Source organism: Phytopseudomonas argentinensis (genome assembly GCF_900113905.1).
Classification (GTDB): Bacteria; Pseudomonadota; Gammaproteobacteria; order Pseudomonadales; family Pseudomonadaceae; genus Aquipseudomonas; species Aquipseudomonas argentinensis.
In genome coordinates, this window is record NZ_FORC01000006.1 from 138,806 (window position 1) to 163,896 (window position 25,091).

General features: G+C 64.1%; 22 protein-coding genes. 6 read left to right on the forward strand and 16 right to left on the reverse strand.

The window, feature by feature from the left end:
- Nucleotides 1-42: 42 nt before the first annotated feature.
- The 3 genes from cgtA to rplU form a co-directional block, all read right to left on the reverse strand.
- On the reverse strand, nucleotides 43-1,266 hold the full coding sequence (gene cgtA, locus BM154_RS22145; protein WP_074889628.1) for an Obg family GTPase CgtA: 1,224 nt from the start codon (nucleotides 1,264-1,266) through the stop codon (nucleotides 43-45).
- Nucleotides 1,267-1,481: 215 nt separating this feature from the next.
- Complete coding sequence (gene rpmA / locus BM154_RS22150) at nucleotides 1,482-1,739, reverse strand: 50S ribosomal protein L27 (protein ID WP_074889631.1); 258 nt, start codon at nucleotides 1,737-1,739, stop codon at nucleotides 1,482-1,484.
- 38 nt (nucleotides 1,740-1,777) lie between these two features.
- Entirely contained in the window at nucleotides 1,778-2,089 is a 312-nt protein-coding gene (gene rplU / locus BM154_RS22155) for a 50S ribosomal protein L21 (protein ID WP_073267966.1), read from the reverse strand.
- A 271-nt stretch (nucleotides 2,090-2,360) separates the two neighbouring features.
- On the opposite strand from rplU, the gene BM154_RS22160 reads away from it, so the two are divergent.
- Both BM154_RS22160 and BM154_RS22165 read left to right on the forward strand, forming a co-directional pair.
- Nucleotides 2,361-3,329 carry a polyprenyl synthetase family protein gene (locus BM154_RS22160; RefSeq protein ID WP_074889719.1) on the forward strand — a complete coding sequence of 323 codons (969 nt, stop codon included), beginning with the start codon at nucleotides 2,361-2,363 and terminating at the stop codon, nucleotides 3,327-3,329.
- A 174-nt stretch (nucleotides 3,330-3,503) separates the two neighbouring features.
- Nucleotides 3,504-3,731, forward strand: a complete 228-nt coding sequence (locus BM154_RS22165) for a PA4570 family protein (RefSeq protein WP_070887188.1) — start codon at nucleotides 3,504-3,506, stop codon at nucleotides 3,729-3,731.
- 211 nt (nucleotides 3,732-3,942) lie between these two features.
- Here BM154_RS22165 and bamJ read toward each other — a convergent pair whose 3' ends face one another.
- From bamJ to BM154_RS22205, 8 genes are all read right to left on the reverse strand, one after another.
- Entirely contained in the window at nucleotides 3,943-4,560 is a 618-nt protein-coding gene (gene bamJ / locus BM154_RS22170; protein WP_074889634.1) for a BamJ family beta-barrel-assembly machinery protein, read from the reverse strand.
- 66 nt (nucleotides 4,561-4,626) lie between these two features.
- Nucleotides 4,627-4,932 (reverse strand): DUF6482 family protein, encoded by a 306-nt coding sequence (locus BM154_RS22175; protein WP_074889638.1) that lies wholly within the window; start codon nucleotides 4,930-4,932, stop codon nucleotides 4,627-4,629.
- A gap of 109 nt (nucleotides 4,933-5,041) precedes the next feature.
- Nucleotides 5,042-5,530: a TIGR00645 family protein gene (locus BM154_RS22180; protein ID WP_074889641.1), complete on the reverse strand. Its 489-nt coding sequence runs from the start codon at nucleotides 5,528-5,530 to the stop codon at nucleotides 5,042-5,044.
- Between the two features lie 198 nt (nucleotides 5,531-5,728).
- Nucleotides 5,729-6,070 (reverse strand): PA4575 family protein, encoded by a 342-nt coding sequence (locus tag BM154_RS22185; RefSeq protein WP_074889644.1) that lies wholly within the window; start codon nucleotides 6,068-6,070, stop codon nucleotides 5,729-5,731.
- A 179-nt stretch (nucleotides 6,071-6,249) separates the two neighbouring features.
- Complete coding sequence (locus BM154_RS22190; RefSeq protein ID WP_074889647.1) at nucleotides 6,250-8,709, reverse strand: Lon protease family protein; 2,460 nt, start codon at nucleotides 8,707-8,709, stop codon at nucleotides 6,250-6,252.
- Nucleotides 8,710-8,858: 149 nt separating this feature from the next.
- The gene (locus BM154_RS22195) at nucleotides 8,859-10,022 is read right to left on the reverse strand and encodes a type III PLP-dependent enzyme (RefSeq protein WP_074889650.1); all 1,164 of its coding nucleotides are present in this window, start codon (nucleotides 10,020-10,022) and stop codon (nucleotides 8,859-8,861) included.
- A 530-nt stretch (nucleotides 10,023-10,552) separates the two neighbouring features.
- Nucleotides 10,553-12,529: a methyl-accepting chemotaxis protein gene (locus BM154_RS22200; protein ID WP_074889652.1), complete on the reverse strand. Its 1,977-nt coding sequence runs from the start codon at nucleotides 12,527-12,529 to the stop codon at nucleotides 10,553-10,555.
- 177 nt (nucleotides 12,530-12,706) lie between these two features.
- Nucleotides 12,707-13,627 carry a LysR substrate-binding domain-containing protein gene (locus tag BM154_RS22205; RefSeq protein ID WP_074889655.1) on the reverse strand — a complete coding sequence of 307 codons (921 nt, stop codon included), beginning with the start codon at nucleotides 13,625-13,627 and terminating at the stop codon, nucleotides 12,707-12,709.
- Nucleotides 13,628-13,766: 139 nt separating this feature from the next.
- Between BM154_RS22205 and BM154_RS22210 the strand changes: the two genes are divergently transcribed.
- Entirely contained in the window at nucleotides 13,767-15,149 is a 1,383-nt protein-coding gene (locus tag BM154_RS22210; RefSeq protein WP_074889657.1) for a NorM family multidrug efflux MATE transporter, read from the forward strand.
- Nucleotides 15,150-15,161: 12 nt separating this feature from the next.
- Here the strand turns inward: BM154_RS22210 and BM154_RS22215 are convergent, their stop codons facing one another.
- Nucleotides 15,162-16,835 carry a putative bifunctional diguanylate cyclase/phosphodiesterase gene (locus BM154_RS22215; protein ID WP_074889660.1) on the reverse strand — a complete coding sequence of 558 codons (1,674 nt, stop codon included), beginning with the start codon at nucleotides 16,833-16,835 and terminating at the stop codon, nucleotides 15,162-15,164.
- A 257-nt stretch (nucleotides 16,836-17,092) separates the two neighbouring features.
- On the opposite strand from BM154_RS22215, the gene rep reads away from it, so the two are divergent.
- The 3 genes from rep to BM154_RS22230 all read left to right on the forward strand — a co-directional run bounded on the left by rep (nucleotide 17,093) and on the right by BM154_RS22230 (nucleotide 20,477).
- Entirely contained in the window at nucleotides 17,093-19,102 is a 2,010-nt protein-coding gene (gene rep, locus BM154_RS22220; RefSeq protein ID WP_074889663.1) for a DNA helicase Rep, read from the forward strand.
- A gap of 202 nt (nucleotides 19,103-19,304) precedes the next feature.
- Nucleotides 19,305-19,787, forward strand: a complete 483-nt coding sequence (locus tag BM154_RS22225; protein WP_074889665.1) for a UPF0158 family protein — start codon at nucleotides 19,305-19,307, stop codon at nucleotides 19,785-19,787.
- 117 nt (nucleotides 19,788-19,904) lie between these two features.
- Complete coding sequence (locus BM154_RS22230; protein ID WP_074889668.1) at nucleotides 19,905-20,477, forward strand: xanthine phosphoribosyltransferase; 573 nt, start codon at nucleotides 19,905-19,907, stop codon at nucleotides 20,475-20,477.
- On the opposite strand, the gene BM154_RS22235 is transcribed toward BM154_RS22230, so the two are convergent.
- The 4 genes from BM154_RS22235 to alr form a co-directional block, all read right to left on the reverse strand.
- The gene (locus BM154_RS22235) at nucleotides 20,461-22,593 is read right to left on the reverse strand and encodes an acetyl-CoA hydrolase/transferase C-terminal domain-containing protein (RefSeq protein ID WP_074889671.1); all 2,133 of its coding nucleotides are present in this window, start codon (nucleotides 22,591-22,593) and stop codon (nucleotides 20,461-20,463) included. The two genes, BM154_RS22230 and BM154_RS22235, sit on opposite strands and share 17 nt — an antisense overlap.
- Nucleotides 22,594-22,725: 132 nt before the next feature.
- Complete coding sequence (locus BM154_RS22240; protein WP_074889674.1) at nucleotides 22,726-23,148, reverse strand: c-type cytochrome; 423 nt, start codon at nucleotides 23,146-23,148, stop codon at nucleotides 22,726-22,728.
- Nucleotides 23,149-23,284: 136 nt separating this feature from the next.
- Complete coding sequence (locus BM154_RS22245; protein ID WP_074889677.1) at nucleotides 23,285-23,833, reverse strand: cupin domain-containing protein; 549 nt, start codon at nucleotides 23,831-23,833, stop codon at nucleotides 23,285-23,287.
- 96 nt (nucleotides 23,834-23,929) lie between these two features.
- Nucleotides 23,930-25,003, reverse strand: coding sequence for an alanine racemase (gene alr, locus BM154_RS22250; RefSeq protein WP_074889679.1), 1,074 nt, complete (start codon nucleotides 25,001-25,003; stop codon nucleotides 23,930-23,932).
- Nucleotides 25,004-25,091 lie beyond the last annotated feature (88 nt).

Genomic DNA, 25,091 nt, shown 5'->3' on the forward strand with positions numbered 1-25,091 from the left:
AACCTACAAAAACGCCGCTAAAAAGCGGCGTCTGTCGTCCAATCAATCCCGGACGTAAATGATTTCCGGGCCGTCCTCTTCATCTTCCTCGTCCCAGAAGCTGTCATCTTCATCGACTTCGCCGGCCGGCCGGACACCGGAGCGACGCAGCGCACGCTTGTCATCCAGGGCCTGCAACTGGGCACGTGCTTCATCTTCGATACGCTGATCGAGCTCGGCAAGCTCGGCGGCGTATTCGGGGTTCTCCTGAATGCGCTCGGCACGCGCCTCGAGGAAGTCCATGATGTCGTAGCACAGCTGCTCGGTGCCTTCGCGCGCCAGGGCGGAGACCACATACACCGGCCCCTCCCACTCCAACCGCGCAACGATCTCGGCGACCCGCTGCTCCTTCTCCTCATCGAGGATCTGGTCAGCCTTGTTGAGCACCAGCCAGCGCTCGCGCTCGGCCAGCGCCGGGCTGAACTTGGTCAGCTCGGCGACGATGGTGGCCGCAGCCTCGGCCGGGTCGGTCAGATCCAGCGGCGCCATGTCGACGAGGTGCAGCAGCAAGCGGGTACGCGCCAGGTGCTTGAGGAAGCGAATCCCCAAGCCGGCACCCTCGGAAGCGCCCTCGATCAAGCCGGGAATGTCGGCGACCACGAAACTCTTGTAGCGGTCGACACTGACCACGCCCAGGTTCGGTACCAGGGTGGTGAACGGGTAATCGGCGACTTTCGGCTTGGCCGCCGACACCGAGCGAATGAAGGTGCTCTTGCCCGCGTTCGGCAGGCCGAGCAGGCCGACATCGGCCAGCACCTTCAACTCCAGCTTGAGGTCACGCGCCTCACCCGGCTTGCCGGGCGTGGTCTGGCGCGGGGCGCGGTTGGTGCTGGACTTGAAGCGGGTGTTGCCCAGGCCATGCCAGCCGCCCTGGGCGACCATCAGGCGCTGTCCGGCCTTGGTCAGGTCGCCAATCACTTCCTGTGTACCGGCATCGATCACCGTGGTGCCTATCGGCACCGGCAGGATCAGGTCCTCACCCTTGGCGCCGGTGCAATCGGTGCTGCCGCCCTTCTCGCCATTGGGCGCCTGGAAGCGGCGGGTATAGCGGTAGTCCACCAGGGTATTGAGGTTGGCCATGGCCTCGATATAGATCGAGCCACCATCACCACCATCACCACCGTTGGGGCCGCCGTTCTCGATGAACTTCTCACGACGGAAGCTCATCATGCCGTTGCCACCATCACCGGCCTTTACAGAAATCGATACTTCATCGACGAATTTCATGGCTACACCTCCCGCCTAAAACGCGGGTCACTGAAACAGGAAACACCGGGTGCTTGCGAAATTGCCCTGAAACCGCCCGCGTAAACCCAGGACAGTTTGGCAAGAACCCACAGGATGCGCGCATGCGCGGCCGGAATCCGACGAAGCTGAGCGCAACAGGATACAGAAACAAAAAAGCCCCGTCGCAGGACGGGGCTTTTCCAGCAACTTCGCGATTAGGCCGCGACGACGCTTACGTAACGGCGGTTGAACGCGCCTTTTACTTCGAACTTGATCACGCCTTCGATTTTCGCGAACAGGGTGTGATCCTTGCCCATGCCAACGCCGTAGCCAGCGTGGAACTGGGTGCCGCGCTGACGCACGATGATGTTGCCAGGAACGATTTTCTGGCCGCCATACATCTTCACGCCAAGGCGTTTGGCTTCTGAGTCGCGACCGTTGCGGGTACTACCGCCAGCTTTTTTGTGTGCCATGAGTTCAATACTCCTATAAAGGGCTCAAGCGAAATGAATCAGGCCTGAATACCGGTGATTTTGATCTCGGTGAACCACTGACGGTGGCCCTGACGCTTCATGTGGTGCTTACGACGACGGAACTTGATGATGGTGACCTTATCGTGACGACCTTGCGAAACGACTTCAGCCGATACCTTGGCGCCTTCGACGACAGGAGCGCCGATGGTGACGTCATCACCGTTGCCAACCAGCAACACACGGTCGAAAGTCAGAGCTTCGCCAGTGGCCAGCTCCAGTTTCTCGACCTTGAGGAATTCGCCTTCGGTGACTTTGTATTGCTTGCCACCAGTAACAATTACTGCGTACATGGTAAATCTCCGTTGATCCTGCTCACCCAGCGCTTTATAGGAATAGTGTCGGCTGGCATGGCTGCTCGGGGCCGGATGGACACCCTTGCAATTGCGTAAGGCAGGGAAATACCCAGGGGGAAGTTCAGGGTGCGCGATTGTACGCAAGCCATTGAAACAGCGCAAGCGCCGCCTGCCATTGCCTTGACAGCCCCCACCCTGCCCCCTAGCATGCCGCGCAAACTAGGGTCTATTACCGTCAATAGGCCTACTAGAGGAGCATATGTCGCTGATGCAACCCCAGGCTTTCTACAGTGTGGTAGCGGATGATTTCACCGCTGTTGACGGCATTATCCGTCAGCAACTGGTGTCCCGCGTCCCGCTGGTCGAGAAGATCGGCGACTACATCATCTCCGCCGGTGGCAAGCGCCTGCGTCCGCTGCTGGTGCTGCTCAGTGGCAAGGCCCTGGGCCTGAACGACGAACGCCTGCGCCTGCTGGCCGCCACCATCGAGTTCCTGCACACCGCCACCCTGCTGCACGACGACGTGGTCGACATGTCCGACATGCGCCGCGGTCGCAGCACCGCCAATGCGCAATGGGGCAACGCGCCCAGTGTATTGGTCGGCGACTTCCTTTATTCACGCTCGTTCGAAATGATGGTCGAACTGGGCTCCATGCCGGTGATGCAGATCCTCTCCAAGGCCACCCGGGTGATCGCCGAGGGCGAGGTGCTGCAGCTGTCGAAGGTTCGTGACGCCAGCACCAGCGAAGAAACCTACATGGAAGTCATCCGCGGCAAGACCGCCATGCTGTTCGAGGCCTCGACCCAGAGCGCCGCCGCCCTGGCCGAGGCGACTGCCGAGCAGAACGAAGCGCTGCGCCTGTTCGGCGACCATCTGGGCGTTGCCTTCCAACTGGTCGATGACCTGCTCGATTACAAGGGTGATGCCGCCACCCTGGGCAAGAATGTCGGTGACGACCTGGCCGAAGGCAAGCCGACCCTGCCGCTGATCTACACCATGCGCGAAGGCAGCGCCGAGCAAGCCGCCCTGGTGCGCAAGGCCATCCAGAAAGGCGGCCTGGAAGACCTGGAAAGCATCCGCGAAGCGGTGCAGGCCGCCGGCGCCCTGGACTACACCGCCAACCTGGCACGCGAGTACGCCGAACGTGCCATCGCCTGCCTGGAAGTGCTGCCTGCCAGCGCCTATCGCGACGCACTGGTCGAACTGAGCCACTTCGCCGTGGCCCGTACGCACTGATTCAACACAAGCGCGCGTGACCCGAAGCCCGTCCCCGCGACGGGCTTTTTCATGCCCGTCATTTATCCAAGCCGAGGGTAACGCCGACCGTTCGACGAAAGGCGCGATTAACACTTGCTATTAACGTAATAAGAATTATTCTCATATCTACCAATCACTCAGGGAGATGCGAGCATGACTTATCTGATAGACGCCTGGCTGGACCGCCCCCATCCCTACTTGCGCATCCTGCACCGCGAGACTGGCGAAGTCTGCGCCGTACTCGAGGAAGAAGCACTGGATGAGCTGCGAAAACAGGGCGATCTGGATCTGCATGAACTGAGCTCGAGCGAGCCGCTGATCCTCAAGGAACTGGTGCGCAGCCTGTTCCTGTACTGCTATGCCCGGGCCTTGCGCCCGTGACATTGAGGCGGCATCTAAAGGCTCGCGAGCTAGAGCATTGCAAGGCAAAAATCGCCGAGGAAGCGGCCGGGGTCGCGACCGACTGTACTTTTGTACATGAGCATTACTCGCTCCGCTCGCCCTTCAGGCCGCGCTAAAGCGCGTTAGCCGCAAGCGGCTTTCCTCGACGATTTTTAACGCCGCAAGGCCGACGCGCAGCAGCCTTTAGCGATTACAGGATGTCGAGCAGCTCGACATCAAACACCAGCACGCTGTGCGGCGGGATGCTGCCAACGCCCTGGGCGCCGTAGGCCAGCTCGCTCGGCACGTACAGTCGCCACTTGCTGCCGGTGCCCATCAGTTGCAGGGCCTCGGTCCAGCCGGCGATCACGCCACCGACCGGAAATTCCGCCGGCTGGCCACGCTCGTAGGAGCTGTCGAACACGCTGCCATCGACCAGGGTGCCGTGGTAGTGGGTGCGCACGCTGTCGTCGCGCGACGGCTTGGCGCCCTCGCCTGCGGTCAGCACTTCGTACTGCAGACCGGAGGCCAGCACGGTGACGCCCTCACGCTTGGCGTTCTCGGCCAGGAAGGCCAAGCCGGCACCAGCGGCAGCATCGGCCTTGGCCTTGGCTTCGGCCTGCATGACATCACGGATGACCTTGAAGCTGGCCGACAGCTCGGCTTCGCTGACCCGGCTCTGCTGGCCGGCGAAGGCATCGGCCAGGCCGGCCAGCACGGCATCCAGGCTCACGCCCGGCGGCGGGTTGTCACGCAGTTGGCCACCCAGTTGACGGCCAATGCCGTAGCTGACGCGCGCTTCGTCAGTGGAAAGATCGAGTTCGGACATGTCGCCGCTCCGCTAGCAGGAAAAAAGGCCGGCTAGCCTATCATGCTTCCTGCCCGGCCCCGTGGCTTACCAGCGGCTGCGCAAGGCGACCGGCACACGCAGGGCGTCTCGCGTGCCGCCTGGCAAGCCGCACATCTCGTCGTAGGCCGAGGCATGCACCAGAAACAGCGGTATCTGGGGCAGCTCTTCGAGCAGGTCGCGAGCATGCTCAACCGAGCGCAGGTGCAGGTTGCGCCCTGCCTCATCGCGCAGGTAGGCGCGTTGCTCTGCACCGAGAATCTGCAGCAGGTAGATGCCGCCTTCCAGGGAAATCAGTTCGAGCTCGCTCACCGCGCCAGCGCGCGCCGCTTGCAGCAATTCAGGCAGGGTCATGGCATGTCCTCGCAGGCAAGAGGCACCACTATACGATTGTCGGGCTGCGGATAACAAAACGCCCGGCGCGCAATCCGCGGGCCGGGCGTCTGTTTATTGGCAGCGCGGATCAGTGCTTGGTCAGCTTGTCCAGGTAGCCCATGGCGAAGGCCGACACCACGAAGGTCATGTGGATGATCACGTACCACATCAGGTGCTCGGGGTCATGGTTGCGCGCATCCATGAACACCCGCAGCAGGTGGATCGAGGAAATCGCCACGATGGACGCCGCCACCTTCATCTTCAGCGAGCTGGAATCCATCTTGCCGAGCCAGGCGAGCTTTTCCTTGTGGTCGTCGATATCCAGCTGGGAAACGAAGTTCTCGTAGCCGGACATCATCACCATCACCAGCAGGCCGCCGACCAGCGCCATGTCGACCAGCGACAGCAGCACCAGGATCAGCTCCGCCTCGGCCATGGCGAAGATATTGGGCAGGATATGGAAGATTTCCTGGAAGAACTTCAGCGCCAGCGCCAGCAGGCCAAGCGACAGGCCGAAATAGATGGGGGCCAGCAGCCAGCGCGAAGCATACATCGCATTCTCGATAAAGCGTTCCATGGACTCTCACAGGTAATTGACAGGCGAGCGAGTATACCCAGCGGCCGGACACAGACAAGCCATGCGCCATCGCCGAGCCGCCGTGCGGCGAGCGCAGAAGGCCCGTCGCAGCATGAAAAGCATTTGTGGATAAGATTTGCAGCCTGGCGCCTCAACTGACTGACTGGTCGCCCCACGAACGGCTCACCCGTCTGTCGCTCAACTATCAGGCAAGGACAGGGAAATACCTCGGGGGGCTGCCCGTGTACCGTTCAACCGACGCAGCTGCGCCTGGGCGTGCAGGCGCCAGATCAGTGGTTGATGACAGATGCGGTAGCCCTGGCCGGAGAGGCTTTCGGCGATATCGTCGAGCACCTGCTCGACCACCAGAGGCCCGTGGAATGGGCCTTGTGCCTTGACGGCGGACGGTTGGCGGGCGTCCAGGCCGGCGACGCAGATCAAGGTCCACAGCCCCTGATCCCCCACCAGGGGCAGCACCGTACACTCGATGCGGGTGGTCACGCCAAGACACTCTCGGGTCAGGCAGAGGCTACGCGACATGGCGGCAATCCTCGCAGAGACAGACCTGCAGCCTACACCCGTAGCGCCTGCCGGCAAAGCCGGCTTATACACCAGAGCTGTGGATAACCTTGTGCATGACAGGTGCGCAAGCACCTGTATGCAGCCTGCTGAACGGCAGCGCGCGAGCCGATCAACGATTGATCAGCCCGCCCTGCCCACTACTCAGCTATGGGCTTTTTCACCCGGGGTGTTTTCGGCAGGGCGACGGTGAGCGCTTCCTTGGCCTGCTCGGGCTTATCCTCTTCGCCCATGCCGATCTCGGCGATCTCGCGCAGGCGCTCGACCACCCGCGCATTGACGCTGCCAGCAGGAAAATGCCCCTTGGCGTCCGGGGTGCCAGCGTCCTGCCCGACCAACAGGCTGAGCGCCTCGTCCACATGGCGCACGGCATACACATGGAACTGCCCGGCGCGCACGGCCTGCAGCACACGCTCGTCGAGCATCAGGGTGGAGACGTTGGAGTGCGGGATGATCGCCCCCTGCTCGCCGGTCAGCCCGCGGGCTTCGCAGAGGCGGAAGAAGCCCTCGATCTTCTCGTTGACCCCGCCGACCGCCTGCACCTCGCCGAACTGGTTGATCGACCCGGTGATCGCGAAGCACTGCTTGAGCGGCGTGCGCGACAGCGCCGAGATCAATGTGCACACCTCGCCGAGCGAGGCGCTGTCACCATCCACGTAACCGTAGGACTGCTCCAGGGCGATGCTCGCGGAAATCTCCAGGGGGAATTCCTGGGCATAGCGGCTGCCGAGAAAGCCGGTGAGGATCATCACGCCCTTGGAGTGGATCGGCTGGCCGAGGTTGACCTCACGCTCGATGTCGACGATGCCCGAGCCGCCCGGATAGACGGTGGCGGAAATCCGCGCCGGCACGCCGAAGGCCGAATCGCCCACCTCCAGCACGGTCAGGCCGTTGCACTTGCCGATGGCCGCACCAGCGGTGTCGATAAGGATGATGCCGGCCAGCATGTCGTCGATGATCCGCGCCGAGACGCGCCCGGTGCGGGTGGCCTTGGCTTTCAGCGCACGCTCGATATGGTCGGCATCGGTGACCGCTTCACCGGCCAGGTTGCGGATGAAATCCGCTTCGCTGACCAGCTGGAACAGGTCGCCGATGCGCGCCGACAGACGCCCCTGGTGCTCCGCCAGGCGCGCACTGTAGGTGGCCAGGCGCGCCACCGCCGCGGCGGTGAGCGGCGCCATGCCCTCCTCGCTGGTGCGGGTCTTCATCAGTTGGGCGAACTGTTCCAGGCTGTCGTCGGCCAGGGGAATGTCCTCGTCGAAGTCGACCAGCACGCGAAACATCTCCTGGAAGTCCGGATCGGCGTCCTGCAGTGCGTAGTACAGCTGGCGCGAACCAATGATCACCACCTTGAGCTGCAGTGGCACGGTTTCCGGGTTCAGGGTCACGGTGGCGATGCGACCCAGGTCGGCCAGCGGGGATTCCATCTTCAGCTTGCGCGACTGCAGGGCGCGCTTGAGCGCTTCCCAGACGAACGGCTCGCTGAGGAACTTCTCCGCCTCGAGAATCAGGAAGCCGCCATTGGCGCGGTGCAAAGCGCCGGGGCGCAGTTGGCGGTAGCTGGTGTAGAGGGCGCCCTGGTCGGTGTTGTATTCGATGCGGCCGAACAGGTTGTCGTAGGTCGGATGAGGCTCGAACACCACCGGCGCGCCGCCATCGACGTGGTGGCCGACGATCAGGCTCGGGTAGTACAGCTCTTCGAGCAACTTGCGGGTCTGGGCGTCGGGCTTTTCCACCTCGATCAACAGGTCGATCACGCTTTTCAGCAGATCCACCTGCATGGCCTGCAGGTAGGCGCACACCCCGGCGTTCTCGGCATACTTTTCCGACAGCGGCGCCAGCAATGGCTGCAGGGCGACGGTGATGGTTTCCTCGTTGAGCTGGCGCAACTGGTTGCTCGATTCGCGCTTCCACTGCGGCAGGCTGGCCAGTTCCTCGTTGAGGCGCTCCTCCAGGGCGGCGATGTCGGCATGGAAGCGCTCGCGGTCGGCCTCCGGCAACTGGGCGAATTCGGCCTCGTCCAGTGCCTTGCCATCGAGCATCGGCGTGAAGGCGATATTGGTGCTGTCGCGGTACAGGGCGATGCCGCGCTCCAGCGATAGCTTCTCGATCACGTCCAGGGCCTGGTCGTAGCGCTTGTTGAAAGCGCGGTCGATGGCGCTCTTCTTCTGCTGGAACGACGGGTGCTCGAAGACCGCCGGGAAGGTTGCCAGCAGGTTGTCGATCAGGGTGTTGATGTCGGCGATGAACTCGCTGGCGGTGCCGGCTGCCAGCTCCACTGCGCGCGGCTCGCGGGGCTCGTCGAAGTGGTTGACGTAGACCCGGTCCGGCGGCGTTTCCAGGCGCTTGCCCTCGGCCTGCAGGTAGCGTTTGACGAAGGAGAAACGGCCAGTGCCCGGCTCGCCCATGACGAACACGTTGTAGCCGGGGCGCGGCATCGCCACGCCGAACTGCAGCGCCTGTACGGCGCGCTCCTGGCCGAGCACACCGCGAAAGGGCTCCAGGTCATCGGTGGTGGAGAAGGCGAACTGCTGGGGCGAGAAGGGACGGGTGAGTGCATCGGGCGCCAGGCGCAGGCCGGCTGCAACGGGATCGGGCATCGGGGATCCTTAAATACCGCGGAGAAGTGCCTGCATTCTCGCGCTGCCCACTTCCCCCTGGCAAGGCACCAATGGCGGCGTACACCAAACCCACGACGCAGAAAGCAAAACGCCCGCAACGGGTGCGGGCGCTCGGCGTGCAGCAGGGCTTACAGGTAGAAGGATTTCAGCGGCGGGAAGCCGTTGAACTCGACCGCACTGTAGCTGGTGGTGTAGGCCCCGGTGGACAGCCAGTACAGGCGATCACCGCTGGCCAGGTTCAACGGCAGGCCGTACTTGTAGTGCTCGTACATGATGTCGGCGCTGTCGCAGGTCGGCCCGGCGATCACCACCTCTTCCATCTCGCCTTTCTTCTCGGTCCAGATGGGGAACTTGATGGCCTCGTCCATGGTTTCGATCAGACCGCTGAACTTGCCCACGTCGGTGTACACCCAGCGCTCGACGGCGGTACGCGACTTGCGCGCCACCAGCACCACTTCGCTGACCAGGATGCCGGCGTTGGCAATCAGCGAACGGCCCGGCTCGAGGATGATCTCCGGCAGCTCGTCGCCGAAGTCGTCCTTGAGGAAGCGGATGATTTCCTCGGCGTAGGTTTCCAGGCTGTTGGTGCGGGTGATGTAGTTAGCCGGGAAGCCACCGCCCATGTTGATCATCTGCAGGATGATGCCGTCTTCTTCCTTGAGGCGCTCGAAGATCACCTTGACCTTGGCGATGGCGGCGTCCCACACGTCGATGTCGCGCTGCTGCGAACCGACGTGGAAGGAGATGCCGTAGGGCACCAGGCCCAGCTGCTTGGCGAGGATCAGCAGGTCCATGGCCATGTCGGTCTGGCAGCCGAACTTGCGGCTCAGCGGCCAGTCGGCCGAGGTCGAGCCTTCGGTGAGGATGCGTACGTAGATCTTCGAGCCCGGCGCGGCCTTGGCGATGTTGCGCAGGTCGGCCTCGGAGTCGGTGGCGAACAGGCGCACGCCTTTCTCGTAGAAGTAACGAACGTCGCGGGCCTTCTTGATGGTGTTGCCGTAGCTGATGCGCTCGGGGCCGACGCCGCAGCTCATGACCTTGTCGAGCTCGTAGATCGAGGCGATGTCGAAGTTCGAGCCCTTGTCGCGCAGCAACTCGATGATCTCGATGGCCGGGTTGGCCTTGACGGCGTAGTACACCTTGGCGAATTCGAAACCGGCGCGCAGGTCATCGTAGGCCTGGCTGATGATCGCGGTGTCGATCACCACGAACGGGGTTTCCTGCTGGTCGGCGAAGGCCTTCATTTTGTTGAAGGTTTCGCGCGGATAGTAATCTTCGACCTTGATCGACATGCGGGTCTCCAAATGGCTAAACCATGAACACTAGGATTCGGGCAGTTGAACCGGGCACAGGTTCAACGTTGGGGGCGACCGATCATGCAATCGGCCGGAAAGCCTGTTGCCAGGCCAGGAACGTCTGATCAGTTTCCCCACTTTGGTTCGCCTACTTCCCAAGGCATGTCGCCGAGAATTGCCTGACCGGAAAAACCGGCCGGGCAACCTCTCGTCGTCAGTACTTGAGCCGAATGGATCGTTGCCAGCATGGACGTTCGGGCGCGGACTTTAAGACCATGACTCGCTCAGATCAATCAAAAACTGCCCTTGGCGAGCACTGATTTCGCGGACGTTTCGGATTCCGCACGAACCGCCGTGAAATGCTGCACAGCTGCGGTTTGCACGCGCACGCCCCAGGCCAGGACAAAAGCCTGGCACAGGTTGCTTTGCATGATGATGACGCAAGCTTTGACGAGCCCACGACGGGGCCCGGAGAGCGGCTGGCGCCTACGGCGCCAGCTATGGAGAGGCCGACTGCGGCGAGAGGTCTAGCGGAAGCGCTCGACCTCGCGGTGCAGGTCGGCGGCCAGCGTTTCCAGCTCCTTGGAGGTATGCGCCAGGTTGGCGATCACCTCACGCTGCTCGTCGTTGGCCTGGGCGATGCTCTGCAGGTTGCTGCTCAGCACCGTGGCGGTGCTGCTCTGCTCGCTGGTGGCGGTGGTGATGGCGGCGAACTGCTCGCCGGCGGCGCTGGTCTGCTCGGCGATCTGGGTCAAGGCGGCGGCAACCTTGGCGTTGAGCTCCAGGCCGTTCTGCATCAGTTGGCGGCCCTGCTCCATGGTGCTGATGGCGCTGCTGGTTTCACCCTGGATGCTGCCGATCATGGTGGAGATTTCGGTGGTGGCCTCGCGGGTACGTCCGGCCAGGCTGCGCACTTCATCGGCGACCACGGCGAAGCCACGGCCCTGCTCACCGGCACGGGCAGCCTCGATGGCGGCGTTGAGCGCCAGCAGGTTGGTCTGGTCGGCGATCGAGGTGATCACGCTGAGGATGCCGCCGATTTCCTGGGAGCGCTGGCCGAGGCTGTCGATGACCTTGGCGGCGCTGTTCACCGACTGAGAAATCTGCTCCAGAGCGGCGGACGCCTCTTCCATCGAGGTGCGGCCGATACGCGTCTGGCTGGCGTTCTCGCTGGCCATGCGTTCGGTGCTGCGCATGTTGTCGGCGATGTTCAGCGAAGTGGCACTGAACTCCTCCACCGCGCCGGCCATGCTGCTGATCTCTCCGGACTGCTGCTCGATGCCTTCATAGGCACCACGCGACAGCCCGGACAGCGCCTCGGCACGTTGACTGACGTTGCCCGCGGCGCCGCGAATGCGCGCGACCATGGTCGACAGCGCCTCACTCATCTGGTTGAAGCTGCGCGACAGTTCGCCGATCTCGTCATGGCTGCTGACCTGCAGGCGCACGCTCAGATCGCCGGCGCCCAGGGCCTGGGCCTGTTCGACCAGATCGCCAAGCGGGCGCAGCTTGCGGCGCAGCAGCCAGATCACCGCCAGCACTGCCAGCACCAGGGTCACCAGGCTGCCGATGGCCAGCTGGCTACCGACCCGCCAGGTCACGGCCTGGATCTCCTTTTCCGGCATGCTCGCCACCACCGTCCACGGGCCACCGGCGAACGGCACGGCAACGCTGTAGAAATCCTCGCTGCCGTCGCTCCAGAAACCGCCCTTGCCTGGCATGCCCAGCACATTGGTCATGTTGTCCGTCAATTGCTCGGGGCGCTGCGCACCATAAGGCGCTACCAGCCACTTGTTCTGGTCGTCGAGCAGCGCCAGAGAGCCGGTGCTGCCGATGCGGAAACGCTGCAGGTTGGCGAACTGGGCATTCTGCGCGTCGGTGTAGTCGAAGCCGACGAACAGTACGGCGATGACCCGCCCGTTCTGGTCGCGCACCGGTGTGTACTGGGTCATATAGAAGCGCTCGAAGAGCAGCGCCCGGCCCACGTAGTTATTGCCGGCGAGCAGCCGTGCGTAGGCCGGGTGGTTGCGATCCAGCACGGTGCCGATGGCGCGCCCCCCGTCCTGCTTGGTCAGCGAGGTGGTGACGCGCACGAAGTCATCGCCATCGCGCACGAAGATGGTCGCCACGCCAGCGGTAAGCTGGCGAAACTCGTCGACTTCGGCGAACTCGTTGTTCAACCGCGTGCTGCCCAGATAAAGCGCGGGCGCCTGCAGTGAGCCGACGGCAACGCGTTCGTCCGGGCTGACCCGCAGGCCGCCACTGAAGCGCCGCTCGAACAGCCCTGCCAGGCGCTGGGTGCTTTCGCGCAGGCTGTCATGAAAGGTACTCAGCTGGTCAGCCAGCAGACGCGCTTCGCTGCCCAGGTGTTCTTCACGGGTGACCAGGTTGGCGCTGCTCAGCGAGCGCAGGGCGAATATGGTACTGACACTGATCAGCAGTACCAGCATGGCGGCAAGGGCCGTCGCCAGCTGCCAGGCAATACGGGAACGAGGGGGGGTCATGGGGTATCTCCATATCTCCACATGTCCTTATATGGAATCATTGATAAGCCGCCTTTTTCGGCGAGCGCGGAGAATACTTGAGAGTTTTAGTGCGTCAATGGCCACCGCGACGCGGTCACCACATTTTTTACGCGGAGTAATGAAAAAACCTCGCCGTTGAGACTTTTCAGCGCTTTTCTAGCGCCGCAGCTGCACGTCGGGCAACTGCATGCCGGCCACTTCGGCGAGCAGGAACTCGGCCAGCCGCTCGAAGCGTTCCTGGCCAAGGCGAGCCTTTGGCCACACCAGATAATAGCTATCACCACTGGATACGGCGCTCGGCCAGGGCAGCGCCAGGCGGCCCAGGTGCACATCTTCGGCGACCATCGCCAGGTCGCCGATCGACACACCGTAGCCGCGTGCTGCGGCGACGATGCCCAGTTCCAGGGTGTCGAACACCTGGCCGCCCTTGAGCGACACCTGGTCAGCCAGGCCCATGGCCTGCAGCCAGCGGCGCCAGTCGCGGCGATCGGGCGTCGGATGCACCAGCTCGGCCTGCTGCAGACGGCTGACGTCCCAGGGCTGCTCGCCGAGCACCGCGGGCGCGCAAACCGGGATCAACCACTCCTCGAACAGCCGCACGCAGTGCCATTCGTCACTGAAGGTGCCGGCGCCGAGCAGCACCGCACAATCGAAAGGCTCATGCAGAAAATCCACCCGGTCGACGTCCATCCAGGCACTGGTGAGCTGCACCTCGAGGTCGGCATGCCGGGCCCGAAACAGCGACAGCCGGGCGAGCAGCCAGCGCATGGTCAGGGTCGAGGGTGCCTTGAGGCGCAGGATGCTGTCCTCCACCCGCAGGGTCGCGCAGGCCCGCTCCAGGGACTCGAAGCCATCGCGCACCCCCGGCAGCAGCAGGCGTGCCGGCTCGGTCAACTGCAGCGCCCGCCCGCGGCGTTCGAACAGCCGGCAGGCGAAGTGCGCCTCCAGGGTACGTATATGCCGGCTGACGGCGCTCTGGGTGATCGCCAGCTCATCGGCCGCCCGGGTGAACGAGCCATGCCGGGCCGCTGCTTCGAAAGCGCGCAGGGCATACAGCGCGGGCAGGCGCCGACTCATTGACCTGAACCATGAGTTTTGCTCATGCCTGGCATGGCTATTTTCCTTTTGTGAACGCTTATTACAAACCGCAGAATACCTGCTATTGCTCATCTCCCGACAGTCTGGGGATGCTTACCCTGCCGGCGTTTTACTCATCATGAAAAATCCCCTTGGTCACGAACTGGGTGCCCTGCTGCGCCTGGCCGGCCCGCTGATCTCCGCGCAGCTGGCCCATGCGCTGATGATCTTCACCGACACGCTGATGATGGCCATGCTCGGCCCCGGGCAGCTGGCCGGCGGCGCGCTGGGCGCTACCTGCTACTTCATCTTCTCGATCTTCTGCACCGGGGTGATCGCCGCCGTGGGTAGCCTGGTCGCCATCCGCCATGGCGGCGGTGACCCGGCCGGCGTCACCCGCCTGCTCCGCAATGGCCTGTGGCTGGCCATGCTGCTGGGCGTCATCAGTGCGCTGTGCCTCAATGGCCTGGGCCCACTGTTGCCGCACCTGGGCCAGGACCCGGCCGCGGCCAGCCAGGCCATGGCGTTCCTGCGCCCGCTGTCGCTGGGCCTACCCGCCTACCTGTGCTTCATGGCCCTGCGCGGCTTTACCAGCGCCATCGGCCATCCCGGCCCGGTGATGACCATCAGCATCATCGGCACCATTGCCAACTTCGTCATCAACTATGCGCTGATCAAGGGCTGGCTGGGCGTAGACCTGGGCCTGAGCGGCATCGGCCTGACCACCGCGCTGGTCAGCAGTGCCACGGCGCTGGCCCTGGCGCTGTATATCCTGGTTTCGCCGACCTACCAACGCTACAAGCTGCGCGGCGGCCTGGGTCGCCCGCAGCGCGCCGAACTCCGCGCCCTGCTGCGCCTTGGCCTGCCCATTGGTGGCACCTATGCGGCCGAGCAAGGGTTGTTCACTTTTGCCACCCTGTGCATGGGCGCGCTGGGCAGCGTGCAACTGGCGGCGCACCAGATCGCCATGCAGTCGGTGGCCCTGGCCTTTATCGTGCCCCAGGGCCTGTCCTATGCGGTGACCTTTCGCGTCGGCATGCACTACGGCGCAAACCGCCTGAACCTGTCGCGCCTGGCCGGCCACCTGGGCATGGGCCTGGGCGCCGCGCTGATGCTGCTGTTCGCCCTGCTGTTCTGGCTGCTGCCGGAGTGGATCATCGGCCTGTTCCTCGACCGTAACGACCCGGCGTTCGCCGATATCATCACCCTGGCGGTGAGCCTGCTGGCGATTGCCGCCTGGTTCGAGCTGTTCGACGGCTTGCAGAGCATCGCCATGGGCGCGATTCGTGGCCTCAACGACGGCCGCATCACCCTGGTGATCGGCCTGACCGGTTACTGGTGCGTGGGCGCGCCGCTGGCCTGGTTGCTGGCCTTCCCGCTCGGCTGGGGCGCCCATGGCGTCTGGTGGGGCCTGGCTGCAGGACTGGCGGTGACGGCAACCGGCCTGGTGCTGGGCTTTCAATGGAAGACCGCGCGCCTGCAACGGCCAAAGGCTGGCGAGACAGAGGCCTGCCTGTCGTAGCCTGGCGTCGCCTCAGGCGTCCCGCTGCCGTGAACCGGGCGGAGATGACTGCGCCCGGGCCAGCACAGCCTCGAGCTCGGCGCGCGACACTGCGCGGCTGATCAGGTAACCCTGCACCTGGTCGCAGCCGAATTCGCGCAGCAGGTGCAGCTGTTCTAGGTTCTCCACACCTTCGGCGACCACCTGCAGGTCGAGGTTGTGGGCCAGGCTGATCATCGCCTGCACCAGTTGCTGGCTCTGCGGACGCAGTTCCATGCCGCTGACGAAGCTGCGATCGATCTTCAGCAGGGCGATGGGCAGGTTGCTCAGGTGTTCGAACGACGAGAAGCCGGTGCCGAAGTCGTCCAGGGAGAAGCGCACGCCCAGGTGGCCCAGGCGGCGCATGGTCTGCAGCACGTAGTCACTGCGGCGCATCACCGCGGTTTCGGTCAGTTCGAACTCCAGCCAGTGGCTGTCGACGCCACAGCTGCCGATCAGCCGCTCCAGGGTCGGCAGCAGCTGGCTGTCCTGGAACTGGCGGAACGACAGGTTGACCGCCATGTGCAGCGGCGGGTGGCCGCGCTCGAGCAGCCACTGCATGTCACGCATGGCGCGGTCGATGACCCAGTAGCCAAGCGGCACGATCAGCCCACACTCCTCGGCCAGCGGCACGAACTCGCCGGGCAGCAGCAGCCCGTGCGTCTCGTGCTGCCAGCGCACCAGCGCCTCCAGGCCGACGATGGCGCCACTGTGCAGGCACAGCCGTGGCTGATAGTGCAGCTGCAACTCGTCCCGGCGCAGTGCCCGGCGCAGCTCGCGCTGCAGGTCGACCTGGCTGCGCATGCCGTGATCCAGGCGTTCGTCGTACAGGTGATAGGTACAGCCATGGCGGCTTTTCGCCTGCTGCATGGCGATATGGGCGTGCCACATCAGGGTATCGGCGGTGCTCGTCGGCTTGGCCAGGGCCACGCCGAGGCTGCAACCGAGCAGCAGGCTCTCGCCCTCGAGCCAGTAGGGCTCGCCCAAGGCCTCGAGCAGGTGCTGCACCCGGGTAAGCAGTTGCTCGACATCCTCATGGCAGTCGACCAGCAGGGCAAATTCGTCGCCGCCCAGCCGCGCCATCTGCTCGCCGCGGCTCAGGTATTGCTTGAGACGGGCCACCACTTGCTGGATCAACTGGTCGCCGGCGCGGTGGCCGAGGGCATCGTTGGCCTGGCGGAAGTTGTCCAGATCCAGCTGGATCAGCGCCAGGCCACGCCGGCCCTGCTCATCGAGCCGCGCCGCCAGCAAGGTATGGAAGCCCTGGCGATTGGCCACGCCGGTCAGCGCATCCTGCTCGGCCAGGCGCTGCAGGGTCAGGCGCAGCTGCCCCTGCTCGCGCACGTAACGCAGGCTGCGGCGCAGCACATGCGGGCTCAGTTGGTCACGCACCAGCCAGTCGCAGACCTGCGCCGGCGCATCGCTCGGCTCGCTTTCCAACAACAGGATGATCGGCGAGGTGCAGCGCCTGGAGTCGGCCAGATGCGCTGGCGTGGTGAGCAGTACGGCGTCCTCGGCATCGTCGAGCAATCGTTGGGCATCCCCCCAACTGGCGCAGCTCAGCGGTATCGGCCCGCCCAGCGCTTCCAGCCCCTCGCGCAGCAACTCGCCCCACTGCGGCGTCTCCGCCAGCAGTACCAGGCGCAACGGCTCGACGACTGCGCTCAAGAAAGATCCCCCGATGCACGAAAAAGACAAGCGCTTGCCGCGCTTTTAGGAGCGCCATATCCGGCGTCAAATCAACCACTTCCGTGTAAATCGCCGGACATCCTGCGACAAAACCCCGGTAACCGACAAGCCCCGAGCGCGTAATGGGTGTGCAGGCGCTGGCCCGCCACGCGGTTGTCGGCTGCCGCAGCAAAGCCACCAAATGGGCGACGACTTTGAGCTAAAATGCGCGGCCATTTTCCTCTGCGATAGACACGATGTCCCGACTCAACCCCCGGCAACAGGAAGCCGTGAACTACGTCGGCGGCCCTCTTTTGGTGCTCGCCGGCGCAGGCTCCGGCAAGACCAGCGTGATCACCCGCAAGATCGCCCACTTGGTGCAGAACTGCGGCATCCGCGCCCAGCACATCGTTGCCATGACCTTCACCAACAAGGCCGCCCGCGAGATGAAGGAGCGCGTCGGCACGCTGCTCAAGGGCCCCGAGGCCCGCGGCCTGACGGTGTCGACCTTCCATAACCTGGGCATGAACATCATCCGCAAGGAATACGCGCCCCTGGGCTACAAACCCGGCTTCTCGATCTTCGATGACGGCGACATCAAGGCGCTGCTCACCGACATCATGCAAAAGGAGTATGCCGGCGACGATGGCGCAGACGAGGTCAAGAACTACATCGACAGCTGGAAGAACGACCTGATCCTGCCCGACGAGGCCCTGGCAGGCGCCCGTAACCCCAAGGAGCAGACCGCCGCCATCGTCTACCTGCACTACCAGCGCACGCTCAAGGCGTACAACGCGGTGGACTTCAACGACCTGATCCTGCTGCCGGTGAAGCTGTTCCAGGAGCATCAGGACATTCTGGAAAAGTGGCAGAACCGCATCCGCTACCTGCTGGTCGACGAATACCAGGACACCAACTCCAGCCAGTACCTGCTGGTGAAACTGCTGGTAGGCATGCGCAACCAGATCACCGTGGTCGGCGACGACGACCAGTCGATCTACGCCTGGCGCGGTGCGCGGCCGGAGAACCTCAACCTGCTCAAGGAGGATTACCCGTCGCTGAAGGTGGTGATGCTCGAGCAGAACTACCGCTCCACCAGCCGCATCCTCAAGTGCGCCAACACTCTGATCGCCAACAACCCCCACGCCTTCGAGAAGCAGCTGTGGAGCGAGATGGGCATGGGCGACGAGATCCGTGTGATCCGCACCCGCAACGAAGACGCCGAGTGCGAGCGCGTGGCATTGGAAATCCTCACCGAGCACCTGCGCACCCAGCGCCCATACAGCGACTTCGCCATCCTCTATCGCGGCAACTACCAGGCCAAGCTGATGGAGCTCAAGCTGCAGCACCACCAGATTCCCTATCGCCTGTCCGGTGGCACCAGCTTCTTCGCCCGCCAGGAGGTGAAGGACCTGATGAGTTACTTCCGCCTGCTGGTCAACCCGGACGACGACAACGCCTTCCTGCGGGTGATCAACGTGCCGCGCCGCGAGATCGGCTCCACCACCCTGGAAAAGCTTGGCAACTACGCCAACGAGCGCAAGATCAGCATGTACGCTGCCAGTGACGAGATCGGCCTCGGCGAGCACCTGGACAGCCGCTACACCGAGCGCCTGGCGCGCTTCAAGCGCTGGATGGACGGGGTGCGCGAGCAGTGCGTGATCAACGAGCCGATCGCCGCGATCCGCAGCATGGTAATGGATATCGACTACGAGAACTGGCTGCGCCAGAACGCCTCCAGCGACAAGGTCGCCGAGGCGCGCATGGGCAACGTTTGGTTCCTGGTCGACGCCCTGAAGAACACCCTCGACAAGGATGAAGAGGGCGACATGACCATCGAGGACGCCATCGGCAAGCTGGTGCTGCGCGACATGCTCGAACGCCAGCAAGAAGAGGAAGAAGGCGCCGACGGTGTGCAGATGATGACCATGCACGCCTCCAAGGGCCTGGAGTTTCCGTCGGTGTACATCATCGGTTTCGAGGAGGAGATCCTCCCCCACCGCTCCAGTATCGAGTCCGACACCATCGAGGAGGAGCGGCGCCTGGCCTACGTGGGCATTACCCGCGCCAAGCGCAACCTGGCCCTGACCTTCGCGGCCAAGCGCAAGCAGTACGGCGAGATCATCGAATGCACGCCAAGCCGCTTCCTCGACGAGCTGCCGCCGGAGGACCTGGTCTGGGAAGGCCAGGAAGAGGCTCCCGTGGAGGTAAAGGCCGCCCGTGGCAACGACGCCCTGGCCAGCATGCGGGCAATGCTCAAGCGCTGAAAGCATGAACCGGTCGCCAGGGTCGAATGTAGCGACACCCGGGAAATCGACCTGGGTATCGCATAGCTCAACCCAGCCAACCTTTTCACCGAGCCCACCATTCCGACGGGCACCAGTGCAACATTTCGTAGTCAGAGTGAGAGGCCGGCTCCAGCAGCCGGCCTCGTCATCGTCAGCTCCCTTTGCAAAGAGGCCCGGCACCATGCGCACGCTCACTCTCGACCTCGACACCCTCACCCAACTGATCAACGGTCGCGAAACCCTCGAGCACTGGCTCGACATGGAGGCCGGCACGGTGCTGACCCTGTCGCCGGACGATGACGGCAGCGACGAGCGCCAGCAGGTGCAACTGCACCCTGAGCGCTACGCCCATGTGCCGAATCTCGATGTCGCTCAGCGGGTGGCAATGCGTGAATCCTTCCTGTTCACCCTCAACGATCTCAACGCTCACCCGCTGCTCAGCGCCGCGCTGACGGGCCGCAAGCCGCTGCGCGCCTTCGATTACGAGATCGATTACTTCCCTGCCCTGCGTCAGCAGTGGCATGACTACGAGCACAAGCAACTGCGCGAATACGCCCTCAACTGGCTGTTCGAACTGGGCCTGGAGCCCGCGCCGGACAAGCTGCCGCTGGATACGCGCGGCATTCCCCGGGACATTCTGCGCCGCCTGACGCGCAGCGCCTGAGCGCCCGGCGGGGCCAGGCAATGGACGAGCGGATGGCGCGCATTGTGTTTTCGCTACAAATGATCAGCATTTTGAGCGAAAATCCGCCGCTTTGCTCTAGAGCCCAGAGGATCGATCGTGGAGTCGTTGAAACAGAAGATATGCAGTGAAGGTACCGTCCTCTCCGAGCAGGTGCTCAAGGTCGATGCCTTTCTCAATCACCAGATCGACCCACAGTTGATGCAGGAGATCGGCCACGAGTTCGCCGAGCGTTTCAAGGGTCAGGGCATCACCAAGATCGTCACCATCGAGGCCTCCGGCATCGCCCCGGCGGTGATGGCCGGCCTGGAACTGGGCGTGCCGGTGATCTTCGCACGCAAATACCAGTCGCTGACCCTCACCGACAACCTGTATATCTCCAAGGTGTTCTCGTTCACCAAGCAGACCGAGAGCACCCTGGCGATTTCCTCCAAGCACCTGAACGCCAATGACCACGTGTTGCTGGTCGACGACTTCCTCGCCAACGGTCATGCCGCCAAGGCGCTTATCGACCTGGTCGGCCAGGCCGGCGCCAGCATCGCCGGCATCGGCGTGGTGATCGAGAAGTCGTTCCAGAGTGGCCGCGCCGCGCTGGACGCCCAGGGTTATCGCATCGAGTCCCTGGCGCGCATCAAGTCCCTGGAAGGCGGCAAGGTCACCTTTCTCGAGTAGCTTGCAGCCCTGCCAACAGCAGACGCTGGTACAGCTCTTCGCGCAATCCGTCGGGCTGCTCCAGGCCCATGCGCTGCAGGGCGGCAGGAAACGCTTCGGCAGGTGGCGCATCGAGCGCCGCCTTGCCCAGTTCCAGCACCTCGCTCAAGCGAAACTTGCCCTTCAGCCAGGTCAGGGCGCGCAACAGCGCCTGCTCCTCGGCACTGAAGTCGCTGCCCAGCGGATACTCGGCGAACATCGCCCGATGGCGTCTGGCAAGCTGCTCAAGGCGCTCGGGGGTGTTGTCGGTGTAACGGGCGTCGAGGCGGAAATCCCTGGGCAGTTTGCCGGCCTCGATGGCCTGCTGCATCAGCTCTTTCTGGAAGCGTGAATCGGCCACCGCCAGCAGCGCCTCGATCACCTGGGCATCGGTTTTGCCCCGCAGGTCGGCGATGCCGTATTCGGTGATCACCACGTCGCGCAGATGGCGCGGGATGGTCACATGGCCGTATTCCCAGACGATATTGGAGCTGACTTCGCCGGCCGATTCGCGCCAGCTGCGCAGCAGCAGGATCGAGCGGGCGCCAGGCAGCGCATGGCCCTGGGCGACGAAGTTGTACTGCCCGCCTACACCGCTGAGCACCCGGCCGTCCTCGAGCTGGTCGGCCACCGCCGCGCCGAGCAGGGTGACGGTGAACGCGCTGTTGATAAAGCGCGCATCCACGCGCTGCAGACGCTTGAGCGATTCCTGGCCGTACAGCTCGTTGATGAAACCGATGCCGGTCATGCCAAAGCGACTGCGCTGCTTGGCGGTCATGGCGTTGAGCCGCTCATAGAAGGATTGCGGGCCGAGAAAGAAGCCGCCATGCACCACCACGCCGTGCCCGGCAGGCGTCAGATAATCGCGCAGTGCCGCCTGGCTGAGCGGGTCGGACAGATCGGTGGAGCACTGCTGATCGGTCGGTAGCAGCAGGTTCTCGCCCTGCAGCTTGAGGTTGGCGTCCAGCAGCCCGCCCTCCTGCAGCCAGGCCAGCGTGCCCTCGTCCAGGCGCGTCGGCAGCCCGGCTTCGAGCAGCGCCTGCACGCTGCGCGGCTGGCCGCTGGCATCAAGTGCGCCCGCACTGGCCAGGCGTTGCACGCGCACATCGGGATACACGACGCGGCGAATCACTCCGGCGTCGGCCAGGGCCAGCAAGCCGTTGACGAACATCTCGCTGCAGCCGTACAGCCCTGTTTGAAATGGCTCCAGCCCGCCCAGCAGGGCACTCAGGGGGTGTTGCCCGCCGCTCTGCAGGTCATCGAGCACGGCGCGGTACGCCGGATTATCCCCATGGCGCTGCAACAGCGCGGCGCTGACCGCATCGCCCATGGCGCCGATACCGATCTGCAGGCTGCCGCCGTCACGCACCAGGGTGCTGGCATACAGGCCGATGCAATGGTCCTGCACGGTGACCGGCATGTTCGGGGTGGAAAACAGCGTGCTGGCTTCGCTTTCCTGCAACTGGATATCGAAGACCTCCCGGGCCAGCTCGGCATCGCCCGCCATATAGGGCAACTGCTCATGCACCTGGGCCACACAGAGGATGGTTTCGCCGCGCGCGCGCCGCTCCTCCAGCATCGGCAGCAGGTCGAGGGTGATGTCCGGGTTGCAGCTGAGGCTGAAGTGCTGGGGCCGCGCCGGGTCGACCGCGACCAGCTGGGCCACCACGTTGACGCCCTTGGCGTTCAGGTCGCGAGCGGCATGGCTGTAGTTGCTGCTGGTGTAATCCTGCTGGGTCGGTGCACTGTCGAGCAGGCTACCGGGCTGCAGAAAGAACTGCTCGATGCGCACGTTGGCCGGCAACTGGTCGGCCTGCAGGTCGGCGAGGAAATCCAGCTCCGGGTAGTCGCCATAGACGCGCTCGACGAAGGGTTCGAGAAAGCGCTGCTGCAATTCCTGCCCGGCTCGCGGCCGCCCCAGGCACAAGGCGGTGTAGATGGTCAGCTGCCGTTCGGGCATCTGACGCAGCCGCGCGTACAGCGCGTTGACCCAGCGATTGGGCTTGCCCAGACCAAGGGGCAGACCGAGATGAATCGGCCCCTCGATGGCGTCCAGCACGTGGTCGACAGCTTGCTCGAGGGTACGGGATTGGGGCATGCGGTTCTCCAGGCCAACGGTCGGGATCGTCCGCGTTGGACTCCCCCGCAGCGCCTTTTGCTGCATGTTGTCATCACCCTGAAACAACAAAGCCGCCTTTCGGCGGCTCTGTCAGATGTTGAGAACGCGATTCTACAGACCGGACATCTTCTGGATGGCGGCGCGCAATTCGTCGTCCGAGCAATCGCCGCAGGTGCCCTTGGGCGGCATGGCGTTGATGCCATTGATGGCCGCGGCGAGAATGCCGTCCAGGCCGCCCTGGTGGTCGGCGCGGTCCTTCCAGGCTGCGGTATCGCCGATCTTCGGCGCGCCCATTAGGCCGCTGGAGTGACACGCGGTACAGTGCTTGGCAATGATGTCGTCGGCGCTGCGAGTGGCACCGCCAGCTGCGACCGCAACGGCCTCGATGCCTTCGCACGTCTGCCCGGCGATGCACACCTGCCCGACGGGCTTGATCCGCTCGGCAATCGCCTCGTCGGTGTTCGCCTGGGCCGTCACGGCCCATAGCGCCAGGGCGATGGCCGGCGCTAGCAGCATGCTTCTCATTGGGTTCACTCAGATGCCCTCATGGGTGGCTAATCACGCTCGCGGCCAGGGTCTCGCAAGCCGGCAAAGTATACCGGCTGGCCCCTACGGCGGGATCGGCCAACCCATGACGCAGATCAACGGTGGCGCAGATTGCCGGGCCGGTTCAGAAGTTGGCGGGCGTGGTGGCACTGATCAACCGCGCCGGCTGATCGAAGGGATTGCGGAAGCGGTGCGGCTTGCTGCTCTCGAAGTAGTAGCTGTCACCGCTCTCGAGGATGAACACCTCGTCCCCCACGGTCAGCTCCAGACGGCCCTCGACCAGCATGCCGGTTTCCTCGCCCTCGTGGGCGTACATCTCCAGGCCGGTATCGCTATGCGGCGGATAGGTTTCGTCGAGAAAGCAAATGGCCCGGCTGGGGTGCGCCTTGCCGATCAGCTTCATGGTGATCGCGCCGCTGTGGATATCGGTCAGCTCACTGGCGCGGTAGACCACCTGCACCTGATTGTCCTGCTCGGCCTCCAGGGAAAAGAACTCCACCAGTGACATGGGGATGCCGGCCAACACCTTCTTCAGTGAACTGATCGAGGGGCTCACGCTGTTCTTCTCGATCATCGAGATGGTGCTGTTGGTAACCCCCGCCCGCTTGGCGAGTTCGCGCTGGGAAAGCCCCTTTTGCTTGCGGATCGATTGCAGGCGAAGACCGACGTCCAATGTTGGATACCCCCAGTGAAGCCATGAAAAGTGCTCTTATCATGGCGACAGTGTTCAGTATTTACAACAGCCCGAACACTTCGGGTCGCACTGTGCCTAGGCTTCGCTGTAGATCAGCGGTACGCGCCGAACGTTGCAGAACAGCTGGTAGGGAATGGTGCCGGCGGCCACGGCAACATCGCTGGCCAGCACGCCGCGGCCCCAGAACTCGACGCGGCTGCCCAGGCCGGTGCCCGGCAGATCGCTGAGGTCGACGGTGAGCATGTCCATGGACACACGGCCAATGATGCGCGACGGCTGGCCGTCGACCAGCACCGGCGTGCCGGTCGGCGCATGGCGCGGGTAGCCGTCGGCATAGCCCATGGCGACCACGCCGACCCGTGTGGGGCGCTCGCTGACGAAGCGCGCGCCGTAGCCGACCGGCTCGCCGGCCGGCAGATCACGCACGCTGATGACCCTGGACTCCAGGGTCATTACCGGCTGCAGCCGCGCAGCGACTTCCTGGGCCTGCTCGAACGGCGTGGCGCCGTAGAGCATGATGCCGGGCCGTGACCAGTCGCTGGGTATGTTCGACCAGCCCAGCAGGGCCGGTGAATTGCGCAGGCTGACCTCGGCGGCCAGGCCTTCGCGGGCCTGCTGGAACACCGCCAGTTGTTCGTCGCTGCGGCTGCTGTCGAGTTCGTCGGCCCGGGAGAAGTGGCTCATCAGCACGATCTTCGCCACCTTGCCGCTGGCCAGCAGGCGCCGGTAGGCCGCCTGATAGTCGGCCGGGTGGAAACCGACGCGGTGCATGCCGCTGTCCAGCTTGAGCCAGACGTTCAGCGGGCGCTTCAGGTCCGCCTGCTCGATGGCTTCCAACTGCCACCCGGCGTGCACCACGCACCACAGGTCATGCTCATCGATCAGCGCCAGCTCGCTGGCCTCGAAGAAACCCTCGAGCAGCAGGATCGGTGCGCTGATGCCGGCCGCACGCAGCTGCAGCGCCTCTTCGATACAGGCCACCGCGAAACCGTCGGCAGTCTCCTCCAGCGCCTGGGCACAACGCACTGCGCCATGCCCATAGGCATCGGCCTTGACCACCGCCAGCGCCCGGGCGCCAGCCAGTTCACGGGCCAGTTGGTAGTTGTGACGCAGGGCTTGCAGGTCGATCAGGGCACGGGCGGGACGCATGGTTATCTCGAAGGGCGGGAAATCACAGAGCAAGATGAACGGTCAGTGGAGTGCTTTTGTGGGAGCGGGCATGGACGAAGCGCCCCTC

Excerpts from the sequence above, each read along its gene's own strand:
- BM154_RS22210 (WP_074889657.1), top strand. The coding sequence starts at position 13,767 with ATGAAAAATCCCCTTGGTCACGAACTGGGTGCCCTGCTGCGCCTGGCC.
- alr (WP_074889679.1), bottom strand. The coding sequence starts at position 25,003 with ATGCGTCCCGCCCGTGCCCTGATCGACCTGCAAGCCCTGCGTCACAAC.
- BM154_RS22200 (WP_074889652.1), bottom strand. The coding sequence starts at position 12,529 with ATGACCCCCCCTCGTTCCCGTATTGCCTGGCAGCTGGCGACGGCCCTT.
- BM154_RS22165 (WP_070887188.1), top strand. The coding sequence starts at position 3,504 with ATGACTTATCTGATAGACGCCTGGCTGGACCGCCCCCATCCCTACTTG.
- BM154_RS22235 (WP_074889671.1), bottom strand. The coding sequence starts at position 22,593 with ATGCCCCAATCCCGTACCCTCGAGCAAGCTGTCGACCACGTGCTGGAC.
- bamJ (WP_074889634.1), bottom strand. The coding sequence starts at position 4,560 with ATGTCCGAACTCGATCTTTCCACTGACGAAGCGCGCGTCAGCTACGGC.
- rep (WP_074889663.1), top strand. The coding sequence starts at position 17,093 with ATGTCCCGACTCAACCCCCGGCAACAGGAAGCCGTGAACTACGTCGGC.
- BM154_RS22180 (WP_074889641.1), bottom strand. The coding sequence starts at position 5,530 with ATGGAACGCTTTATCGAGAATGCGATGTATGCTTCGCGCTGGCTGCTG.
- BM154_RS22225 (WP_074889665.1), top strand. The coding sequence starts at position 19,305 with ATGCGCACGCTCACTCTCGACCTCGACACCCTCACCCAACTGATCAAC.
- BM154_RS22175 (WP_074889638.1), bottom strand. The coding sequence starts at position 4,932 with ATGACCCTGCCTGAATTGCTGCAAGCGGCGCGCGCTGGCGCGGTGAGC.
- rplU (WP_073267966.1), bottom strand. The coding sequence starts at position 2,089 with ATGTACGCAGTAATTGTTACTGGTGGCAAGCAATACAAAGTCACCGAA.
- cgtA (WP_074889628.1), bottom strand. The coding sequence starts at position 1,266 with ATGAAATTCGTCGATGAAGTATCGATTTCTGTAAAGGCCGGTGATGGT.
- BM154_RS22205 (WP_074889655.1), bottom strand. The coding sequence starts at position 13,627 with ATGAGTCGGCGCCTGCCCGCGCTGTATGCCCTGCGCGCTTTCGAAGCA.
- BM154_RS22160 (WP_074889719.1), top strand. The coding sequence starts at position 2,361 with ATGCAACCCCAGGCTTTCTACAGTGTGGTAGCGGATGATTTCACCGCT.
- BM154_RS22195 (WP_074889650.1), bottom strand. The coding sequence starts at position 10,022 with ATGTCGATCAAGGTCGAAGATTACTATCCGCGCGAAACCTTCAACAAA.
- BM154_RS22185 (WP_074889644.1), bottom strand. The coding sequence starts at position 6,070 with ATGTCGCGTAGCCTCTGCCTGACCCGAGAGTGTCTTGGCGTGACCACC.
- BM154_RS22190 (WP_074889647.1), bottom strand. The coding sequence starts at position 8,709 with ATGCCCGATCCCGTTGCAGCCGGCCTGCGCCTGGCGCCCGATGCACTC.
- rpmA (WP_074889631.1), bottom strand. The coding sequence starts at position 1,739 with ATGGCACACAAAAAAGCTGGCGGTAGTACCCGCAACGGTCGCGACTCA.